The sequence below is a fragment of the Pseudomonas sp. SIMBA_067 genome (genome assembly GCF_046534675.1).
Taxonomy (GTDB): domain Bacteria; phylum Pseudomonadota; class Gammaproteobacteria; order Pseudomonadales; family Pseudomonadaceae; genus Aquipseudomonas; species Aquipseudomonas putida.
Genome location: NZ_JAWRYH010001033.1, coordinates 1 through 248, shown reverse-complemented (window position 1 = coordinate 248; position 248 = coordinate 1). Strand labels below are relative to the sequence as shown.

Sequence of the window (248 nt, the reverse complement as noted above, 5' to 3'; positions counted from 1 at the left end):
ATGCCATTTGGTATGGCGACAACAACGACTTCGGCGCCAACTCCGCCCGCAGGGAGCAGGACGTTTCCTACGAAACCCAGTTGATGGGCCGCTACATGCCTGACCCGACCACCGCGCTGGCCATTGGCTTTGGCCACAACTGGGGCGGCGAAACCCAGGTGGCGGGTGTCAACCAGGACGACAAGATGCAGACCACCAACTTTCGCATCACCGCCACCAAGTTCGTCACCGCCAAGGACCAGCTTCAG

General features: G+C 60.9%; 1 pseudogene. It reads left to right on the top strand.

Going from position 1 to position 248, the window contains the following annotated elements:
• A pseudogene (locus SB765_RS32350) lies at window positions 1-248 on the top strand (transporter); the annotation flags it as partial.